This is a genomic window from Marinomonas sp. TW1 (assembly GCF_001625355.1).
GTDB lineage: Bacteria > Pseudomonadota > Gammaproteobacteria > Pseudomonadales > Marinomonadaceae > Marinomonas.
In genome coordinates this window covers 37,995-46,581 of record NZ_JSEE01000022.1, presented here as the reverse complement: position 1 = coordinate 46,581, position 8,587 = coordinate 37,995, and the positions used below count along the sequence as shown (strand labels likewise).

Genomic DNA, 8,587 nt, shown 5'->3' with positions numbered 1-8,587 from the left:
AGCTCATACCAGAACGATACGCAAACCGAATTGCTTGACGATCATAGAGGCGTTGAACCACCTGATCCCATCCCGAACTCAGCAGTGAAAAGCGCCATCGCCGATGGTAGTGTGGGGGATCCCATGTGAGAGTAGGTCGTCGTCAAGCTTTAAATTAAGAAGCCCTGATAGGTTATCCTGTCAGGGCTTTTTTTCGTCTGTAGAAACGTCAACATGGACTTGATGTTAATTAGGTCGTTGAACCACCTAATCCCACCTCGAACTCAGCAGTGGCTCTTTATTCGCCGCAGGCGCTCGCCATCGCCGATGGTCGTGTGGGCCTTATGATGAAAGGAAAGCATGTGAGAGTAGGTCGTTATCAAGATCTAATTAAGAAGCCCTGATAGGTTATCCTATCAGGGCTTTTTTACGTCTGGCGTAAATGTTGGTCATCGTTAAATCATATCCTCAGAAATCCCAACCTCTGAAACCCTCACACACAACACGATCCCAACCAGCGACGCCTTGCGTCACTGCCGTCGTCAGCGGCTTACGCTGCTTGGGATCTTGCTCATCTAGTCACATGCATGTCAGATGGGCTCAAGCTATCCGATATGATGTTTTGTCGACAAACCAAGTCTCTTGTTCCTTCCCCTTATGTCTTCAAGGGGAAGGGATGGGGTTAGTCCAGCAACCTCAAAGCATTCACATTAACCGATAAGTGAGGCAAACCACAAATCGGGCTCTATCCCTCCTACGAGAAGTCGTTTCTTGTGCTTCTATTTGCTTGTGCTTGTCTCGCCAGCTCGACGCGTCAGCAGCTCTCTAAAAAGATACGGCAAAACAAGAGCCTCTCGTATCAAGTGTGCAGGGTCAGACCTCCTTAAAAGTCCCACTGTGCTCAACCAACCACACTACTTGATGTTTAAGCCTTGCGTCACAGTCGTCGTCAGCGACATTTGATGATGTCTAAAGGATGCCACAACAATCTTTCTAATTTAGCTTTAATCGCTTATTAAGTTACTATCAGACAATTGTGTTTGTCTACGCACAGCCGAAGGTTGTGATGTTAGGAGATGTAACGATTAAAATTTTACGATGGCGTTTAGTCTGTATTGAGGGTTAGATTCTTCTACGTCGGTAAGAAAATGATCAATTCCTATCAAATATTTTTCTAAGGCACTGGTGCAGTATTAAGTGCATCTCTTTGGTGCCGCGTATCAAACTTAATAATTTCATTAAATAGTGATCTGGTCTGTCATTTTGTTGCTATGAGGAAATAGTTACTAGGATTTATTGATTTAAAGGCTGTAATAGAGGGCTTTGCCTCAGAAAAGAGCAGTTGTTTTACAAATAGGTGCAAATTTGTTCAAAACTTGATTGACCCTGGTGTTAAAAGAAGACTACAATCAATTTCGTTTAAAAGAGTTGGCAATATTTATGTCCAGAGTTGCGAATACTACGTTAAGTATGTTCGATCCTGTTAAGTCATAAGTAATACCGAGTTTTTTTAGCACTATAACGGAAATTTTTCCGTGTAAATTAACTTAACCTACAGGATAAACAGACATGTCTGACGTAGTTACTGGTACAGTAAAATTCTTCAACGAAACTAAAGGTTTCGGTTTCATCACTCAGGATCAAGGTCCTGATGTATTTGTTCATTTCTCTGCTATCAACAGTTCTGGTTTCAAAACTTTGGCTGAAGGCCAAAAAGTTGAATTCCAAGTAGCTCAAGGTAAAAAAGGCCCTGAAGCTCAAAACGTAACACCTTTATAAGGTAGCGTTTTAAGAGATTTGATCTAGTATTAGATTGACAAAAGCGACTTTCGAGTCGCTTTTTTTGTATCTAAATTTTGATTTTCCAATTAAATCTAAATGATGATTGGTTATGTGTATGATTTTCTCTAAAGGAGGTTCTGATGGCCGTTAAATCATTACAAGAGCAGCTTTTAGGCGCTGGTATTGTTGATAAGAAGAAAGCCAAGAAAATTAAGGCTGAGAAATTACAGCAGAAGCAAAAGGTGAAAAACGGCAAAGCCGTTGATGATGAAAAAGATAAGCGTGCTGCTGAGTTGAAGAAACAAAGAGATGAGAAGCTTGAAAAAGATCGTCAGCTAAACTTACAACGTCAAAAAGACATTGAAAATAAAGCCATTCATGGTCAAATCCGGCAGATAATTTTACAAAATCGTATTGTTAAAGAAGATGGTGACATTGCTTATCATTTCACTGATAACAAAAAAGTTAAGCAAATTTACATCAGTCAGAACATGCACAATGATTTGAGTGGTGGTCGGTTGGCAATCGCGAAGTTAGATGGTCAATATGAAATTATTCCAGAGCCTGCCGCAGTAAAGATCAGTGAACGTGATGACAGTTATATTCTGGTTTGTAATAACAGAGTTGAAACAGTTGATGATGATCCTTATGCGGATTTCCAAATTCCTGATGATTTAATGTGGTAATTCCAGCCAAGGTTTTGCTTGAGTAAAGCCTTGGTTGTCTATTTTTGATTGTTTATCGACTAATTTTATTAAGATTTTACACTTATCTTCCAATTCTACTGCCTTCCATCTAACTTTCACTCCTTATTATCTCCATATTTACCGTCCTTTTTGTTTTTAACTATATGATTTTAAAGCTTTTTTAAGATATTCTTTTTTTCTATCCTTCCTTTTTTAATAACAGATGTCATGAAATATGCACGATTAATGGATTGGTTATGCAATTAATGCGTGTAGTATTGTTAATTTCTGCAGAATCTTTAGATTGTTTTATTGTTGCTTGCACGTATCAAGCGCCTACAAGAAACTATGTACACATTAAAGGGAAAACGAGAATGAAAAAATCGATTATTGCTATTGCTGTATCTAGTGCAGCCCTTGCGTCTGTATCTGTTCATGCAGCTGAAGGTTCAACCGTTGATGTTTACGGTAACATCCAGTACGCACTAACTGACAAAGATGCTGGATCTGATGCTGGATCTGAGTTCGCTGACAATGGTTCTACATTTGGTTTCAAAGGCGAAACATTAATTAATGATGATCTAACTGCTTTCTTCAAATATGAACTTGAAGCGGATGCAGACGAAAAAAGTGGTGATGTGAGTGTTGGTCTGGATCAGGCTTTTGTTGGCTTGAAAGGTGGATTTGGTAAAGTGCAAGTAGGTACGTTTGACAGTATCTACAACAATGCTATCCAAGATTCTGTTGATCAGTTCGAAAACCTAAGTTTTACTAATGCAACGACAACAGAAGAGGGTGATACTATTGCTTTCTTTTCTCCATCTATGAACGGTTTTGAAGTTCAGCTTTCTACACAGGTGACAGGTGATGGAGAAACAATTCCGACTGCAGGAGCTGATGATCTTCAGACTGAAGATGGTTCAAGTGTAACTGGTGTTGTTAAATACTCTACTGGCGCTTTGACCGTTGCTCTAGGTTACGATCAAAACGGAAATTACACAGATGTTGAAGAAACAGTTGGTTTGTCTGCTAGTTACGAGCTTCAATCTAATCTGAATGTCACTGCTAAATTTGAAACGACTTCTGATGCTCAAGATGTCGTTGGTCTAGCTGCACGTTACGGTTACGGTGCTGGTGATATCTACGCTTCTGTACAGTCTATTTCTCCAGATGCTGGTGATGATTTCAACGAATACGGTGCAGGTGTGACATACAGCCTTGCGTCTAACGTATATGTATACGGTGAAGTGGGTAGCTTTGAAAATGCTTCTAACAGCGACACAGACACTAAAACAGCTGTTGGCGTTTACTACGGTTTCTAAAATCATAAATATTTGATTTTATTTACTCTAAGGCTTCTTCCTGATGGTTTGAAGGTGGGAGCCTTATGTTAAATACGATCATTCAAGGTTCCATATTTCTTCTCTTGTAGGCGGATTGTTGGAACGTTTTAGGCACCAAGTGGCAACATTTGGTGCCTTTTTTTATGCCTAAATAAGTTGATTCTTTTACGGATTTACTTGATTGCAATTTAAGCTAACCGTTAAACTGAATGTATTTTGTTCAGTTGGTTGTTGCTTATGCTCAATATGGATTTTGCTCAAACAGTCGTTATAGATACGAATCAAGAAGAATGGATTGGTAGCCCTATGACAGGTGTGTTTAGGAAGCCTCTGGCACGCGAGGAAGCGGAAAGAGGTCACGCGACTAGCATAGTGCAATATCAGCCCAAATCGGTTTTTCGTCCTCACCCTCATCCTCTAGGAGAAGAAATTCTTGTGCTGAGTGGTGTATTCTCTGACGAAACTGGCGACTTCAAGGCTGGTAGTTACTTTCGTAATCCTCCTGGTACCAGTCATGCACCTCATAGTGGTGAGGGGTGTTTGCTGTTGGTGAAATTGCATCAATTTCACCCGTCTGATTTGAATCGGGTTTCTTTAGATGCTGCTAATATTTGGAATCAAAAGGATTCATCAATATTGCCTTTGTATCAATATGGTGAAGAAAGGGTGTATCTAATTCGAATGTTAGGTGAAAATACATTAACCACATTGGCTTTGTCTAAAGCGGTTGAGGTTTTTGTGATATCTGGACAAGCGAACTATGGAGAACATACATTGTCTGCAGGTGTTTGGTTTCGAGAGCCTAGCTTTTCGCCCAAGGATTGGCGAGTGGATGGTGAGTGCTTTATTTGGCTTAAGACAGGTCATTTTTAATAAAATTAAGGTGTGTAGTGTGAAGTATATCGTGCCTGTGCAACAACAAGTTAGTTTGCCTATTGAAGGTGATGAGCGTTTTTTTCCAGTGGGTCGAGTGTTTTGTATTGGCCGTAATTATGCGGCTCATTCAAGGGAAATGGGGGATGATCCTGATCGTGATCCGCCTTTCTTTTTTAAAAAAGACGCTACTTGCGTTATGCCAATCGCTTTTTCTGAGGAATCTTCGATTCTTTATCCGTTAGCTACGTCCCAGCTGGAGTATGAAGTAGAGCTTGTGGTGGCGCTTGCGAAAGGGGGGAGTCAGTTGTCTATTAAAGAGGCTAAAGACGCTATCTTAGGTTATGCCGTAGGGTTAGACATGACACGCCGAGACCTTCAAGCTCAAGCGAAAAAGAAAGGACGACCTTGGGAAGTGGGGAAGTCGTTTGATGAGTCTGCTCCCATCAGCCCTATCGTATTAAAAAGTCAAGAATTAACTGCTAAGGTGTGTAAAGCTGAGATCGGACTAAAAGTAAATGGTGATGTTAAGCAGTTAAGCACTGTTGATCATTTAACTTGGTCCATTGAAGAGGTTATTTGCAAATTATCAGAGGTATATGAATTACGCCCTGGAGACTTAATCATGACGGGAACGCCTGAAAATGTAGGGCCAGTGATAAAAGGTGACGAAATGTTTGCCTGGATTGAAGGGGTAGGTGACGTCAGGGTTCGAGTTACTGGTTAAAATCATCATACGCTTGTTGTAGTTTTGTTGCGGCTGGGTGTTTATGTTCTGTTAGTAGATGAATCGCCACTTCTGCCGTACATAATCCTGTTTGTTTTTGGTTGCGGCGTTTGCTGTATGTTGATTGAATATTCAGAATTTCATGATGAGCGAAGTCATGCAGATAGGGAGAACGATTGTATATTTTTCGAGCCTGCTGCCATGTTCCATCAATGATGATGAGGTGCTTGACGGGTGGGTTAATCATCGCTTGAGTTGGTTCTTGGGCTTGATTGATTGGGTAAACTAATAAAGTGTTTTGTTTATCGAGTGCTAAGACTTCAGGATGTGGCTCAACTCTTGACCATTCTATGATTTCACAATCTTGTTTCAGGGCTTCCTTAACTAATTTGCCGGTGCCAGTACTTTTCTTCAGTTCTTCTGAGTGGGTTATAAGCCACAGTTTCATACAATTTACTCGCCAAAAAAAGCTTAGTATAGCGAGCTTTGTTGGAGAGAGAAGAAGTAAAAAGCCAATGATTTGGCTTTTTACTTCTTCGTTGTTTGTGTTCAGTGTTTGATATTATTCTTTGCCTATTGAACCTATCTTGTGAATCGCAAGGTCAGCTCCGTTAAATTCATCTTCCTCTGATAAACGTAAGCCACTGATGGATTTAATGACGCCATAAACGATCAATCCACTGATCAAGGCTACTATAGCGCCAAGAAGGCTACCGATAACTTGTGCATAAAAGCTTACGCCACCTAAGCCGCCAAATTGTTCAAGGCCAAAAATGCCGGCAGCGATGCCACCCCAAAGTCCACATACTCCGTGTAAAGGCCATACCCCTAAAACATCATCTGTGTGCTTGAGTTTCTGTTGAATAAAGGTAAACAGGAAGGTGAAGATGGCGCCAGCAACCACACCTGTTGCCAATGCACCGATAGGGTGCATGATATCAGAGCCTGCACAAATCGCCACAAGGCCAGCTAAAGGACCATTGTGTATAAACCCTGGGTCATTTTTACCAAAAATCATCGCCGCCAATGTGCCGCCGACCATTGCCATCAATGAGTTAACAGCCACTAAACCACTGATGCCATCTAATGTTTGTGCTGACATAACATTAAAGCCAAACCAGCCTATGCATAAAATCCAAGCCCCTAAAGCAAGGAAGGGAATATTAGAAGGTGCAAAGGCGACCAATTTACCCTGCTTAAAACGACCATTTCGTGTGCCTAATAGGAGAATCGCTGCTAGGGCTACCCAGCCACCAAAAGCGTGAACAACTACTGATCCTGCAAAGTCATGGAAAGGAGCACCGAATGATTGCTCAAGCCATGCCTGAAAGCCGTAGTTACCGTTCCAGATTAAGCCTTCAAAAAAAGGATAAGCAATACCAACAATAACGGCGGCTGAAATTAGCATGGGGTAAAACTTAGCGCGTTCAGCAACGCCTCCTGAGATAATAGCGGGAATGGCTGCGGCGAAAGTCATCAAAAAGAAGAATTTGACTAGCGCATAACCATTGTTCTCTGATAAGACGCTGGCACTGTCAAAAAAACTTACTCCATAAGCAATTTGATAACCAACAAAGAAATAGACTAGTGCAGATATCGCGAAGTCGGTCATGATTTTTACGAGAGCGTTTACTTGGTTTTTATGGCGCACGGTTCCCACTTCTAAAAAAGCGAAACCTGCATGCATAGCAAACACCATAATGGCGCCGAGGAGTATAAAAAGTGTATTCGAGCTGGAAATCAAAGTTTCAACTGCACTGTTTAAGGGGGTCACAAGTATCTCCTGTGTGTCATTTTGCCCTAAAATGGGCTTTGTTGTTGTTGTTTTGCATTATCTTGAGGCTTTATGGGGCCAAAACAATCACAAATTCTTCATTCAGGCTATTTATATGCAATACTCATTCCAATTATGCGTCAATTTGGTGCTTATTTTTTTGCTGCCCTAAAATGGGTTGGTTGTTCTGCTCTTGAGGAGAGAGGTTTGAGTAAGGTGCTAGGCACATTGACAAGAGCTATGAAGAAAGTTTACTTTTTTTAACAATACTTATATTCGAATGGCTTTCTATTTTTTTTTGAACATCATATTATCTGTTGATTGTTAATTTTATTAAGGTAAATATTATCTTATGTAAACTTAACATTAAGTTGTTTCTTAAAATTATGGAACAATCGATTTTATTTAATGGATATTATTTATAATAACGAGGTTATTATGTCAGATCAGTTAGTTTCTGGTGTTGTTAAATGGTTTAACGACGAGAAGGGTTTTGGTTTTATTGAGCGTGAAGGTGGTGCTGATGTGTTTGTTCATTTCAGAGCGATCAATGGTACAGGCCGTAAAACTTTGCTTGAAGGACAACAAGTAACTTTTGAGGTAACTCAAGGTCAAAAAGGCCCTCAAGCAGAAAACGTTACGATTGTATAATTGACATAATTTGTCATTATAAAATACGAAACCATGTTGCCTAAGACATTCTAATGGGATGCTTTAGGCAACATGGTTTTTTTTTGATTAATTGGTGTATTCTTCCATGCCTATTTTGTATTCCTTTAGACGTTGTCCTTATGCTATTAGGGCTCGCTATGTATTGGCGTTACTTGGCTGTGATGTGCTTCTTCGAGAAGTTGATCTAAAGTCAAAGCCTTCTGCTTTATTGGCGTTGGGAGGTAGAACAACGGTCCCTCAAATGATCGATGAGCAGGGGGAGCGTTATCCTGAAAGTATGGATATTATGCTCTGGGCTTTGAAGCAGACTGCTCGAAAGGAGTTGGCTGAATTGCTTTGGCCTAGCCCTGGTGTTCGACAGACTAAAATAAATACTTGGATTTCTTATAACGATAATCAGTTTAAATATTGGTTAGACCGTTATAAGTATGCTGATCGTTATCCCGATAAAACCGAGCTAGAGTATCGGCAGAGGGCAGAAGTGTTCATGAAACGTTTGAACAATCGGTTAAGTTTACATAAATATTTATTAGGGGATGATATGAGTCTAGCTGATATCGCTATTTTTCCCTTTATTAGGCAATTCTCTAATGTCGATAAGAATTGGTTTGAAACGTCAGAATACGATAATTTAAAATTATGGCTAGATTCGTTTGTTAATGATGATTTTTTTAACGATGTCATTATGAAGAAATTACCTTCTTGGCAAAATGGTCAAGCAGATGTTGTGTTTCCATTTTGCCAATAGGGC

General features: G+C 40.2%; 9 protein-coding genes and 1 rRNA gene. 8 read left to right on the top strand and 2 right to left on the bottom strand.

Annotation, left to right across the window (positions count from 1 at the left end; translation table 11 throughout):
- Positions 1-33: 33 nt before the first annotated feature.
- The 6 genes from rrf (at position 34) to OA79_RS17070 (ending at position 5,390) form a co-directional block, all read left to right on the top strand.
- Positions 34-148, top strand: a 5S ribosomal RNA gene (gene rrf, locus OA79_RS17095).
- Positions 149-1,548: 1,400 nt separating this feature from the next.
- Positions 1,549-1,758, top strand: a complete 210-nt coding sequence (locus OA79_RS17090) for a cold-shock protein (protein WP_013795215.1) — start codon at positions 1,549-1,551, stop codon at positions 1,756-1,758.
- 143 nt (positions 1,759-1,901) lie between these two features.
- Positions 1,902-2,447, top strand: coding sequence for a DUF2058 domain-containing protein (locus OA79_RS17085; protein WP_063334425.1), 546 nt, complete (start codon positions 1,902-1,904; stop codon positions 2,445-2,447).
- Positions 2,448-2,704: 257 nt separating this feature from the next.
- Positions 2,705-3,769 carry a porin gene (locus tag OA79_RS17080; protein WP_082825518.1) on the top strand — a complete coding sequence of 355 codons (1,065 nt, stop codon included), beginning with the start codon at positions 2,705-2,707 and terminating at the stop codon, positions 3,767-3,769.
- A 258-nt stretch (positions 3,770-4,027) separates the two neighbouring features.
- Positions 4,028-4,663, top strand: coding sequence for a cupin domain-containing protein (locus OA79_RS17075; RefSeq protein WP_063334424.1), 636 nt, complete (start codon positions 4,028-4,030; stop codon positions 4,661-4,663).
- Between the two features lie 19 nt (positions 4,664-4,682).
- The gene (locus OA79_RS17070) at positions 4,683-5,390 is read left to right on the top strand and encodes a fumarylacetoacetate hydrolase family protein (RefSeq protein WP_063334427.1); all 708 of its coding nucleotides are present in this window, start codon (positions 4,683-4,685) and stop codon (positions 5,388-5,390) included.
- On the opposite strand, the gene OA79_RS17065 is transcribed toward OA79_RS17070, so the two are convergent.
- The gene (locus tag OA79_RS17065; RefSeq protein WP_063334423.1) at positions 5,380-5,838 is read right to left on the bottom strand and encodes a DTW domain-containing protein; all 459 of its coding nucleotides are present in this window, start codon (positions 5,836-5,838) and stop codon (positions 5,380-5,382) included. The genes OA79_RS17070 and OA79_RS17065 overlap by 11 nt on opposite strands.
- 114 nt (positions 5,839-5,952) lie before the next feature.
- A complete protein-coding gene (locus OA79_RS17060) occupies positions 5,953-7,164 on the bottom strand; it encodes an ammonium transporter (protein WP_063334422.1) in 1,212 nt (403 codons plus the stop codon).
- A gap of 438 nt (positions 7,165-7,602) precedes the next feature.
- Here OA79_RS17060 and OA79_RS17050 point away from each other — a divergent pair, with 438 nt between their 5' ends.
- Both OA79_RS17050 and OA79_RS17045 read left to right on the top strand, forming a co-directional pair.
- On the top strand, positions 7,603-7,815 hold the full coding sequence (locus OA79_RS17050; protein ID WP_063334426.1) for a cold-shock protein: 213 nt from the start codon (positions 7,603-7,605) through the stop codon (positions 7,813-7,815).
- Positions 7,816-7,921: 106 nt separating this feature from the next.
- On the top strand, positions 7,922-8,584 hold the full coding sequence (locus tag OA79_RS17045) for a glutathione S-transferase (RefSeq protein ID WP_063334420.1): 663 nt from the start codon (positions 7,922-7,924) through the stop codon (positions 8,582-8,584).
- Positions 8,585-8,587: the final 3 nt, after the last annotated feature.

What these genes read in the sequence shown, in the direction of transcription:
- OA79_RS17090 (WP_013795215.1), top strand. Translation starts at nt 1,549, where the DNA reads ATGTCTGACGTAGTTACTGGTACAGTAAAATTCTTCAACGAAACTAAA.
- OA79_RS17085 (WP_063334425.1), top strand. Translation starts at nt 1,902, where the DNA reads ATGGCCGTTAAATCATTACAAGAGCAGCTTTTAGGCGCTGGTATTGTT.
- OA79_RS17080 (WP_082825518.1), top strand. Translation starts at nt 2,705, where the DNA reads ATGCAATTAATGCGTGTAGTATTGTTAATTTCTGCAGAATCTTTAGAT.
- OA79_RS17075 (WP_063334424.1), top strand. Translation starts at nt 4,028, where the DNA reads ATGCTCAATATGGATTTTGCTCAAACAGTCGTTATAGATACGAATCAA.
- OA79_RS17065 (WP_063334423.1), bottom strand. Translation starts at nt 5,838, where the DNA reads ATGAAACTGTGGCTTATAACCCACTCAGAAGAACTGAAGAAAAGTACT.
- OA79_RS17050 (WP_063334426.1), top strand. Translation starts at nt 7,603, where the DNA reads ATGTCAGATCAGTTAGTTTCTGGTGTTGTTAAATGGTTTAACGACGAG.
- OA79_RS17045 (WP_063334420.1), top strand. Translation starts at nt 7,922, where the DNA reads ATGCCTATTTTGTATTCCTTTAGACGTTGTCCTTATGCTATTAGGGCT.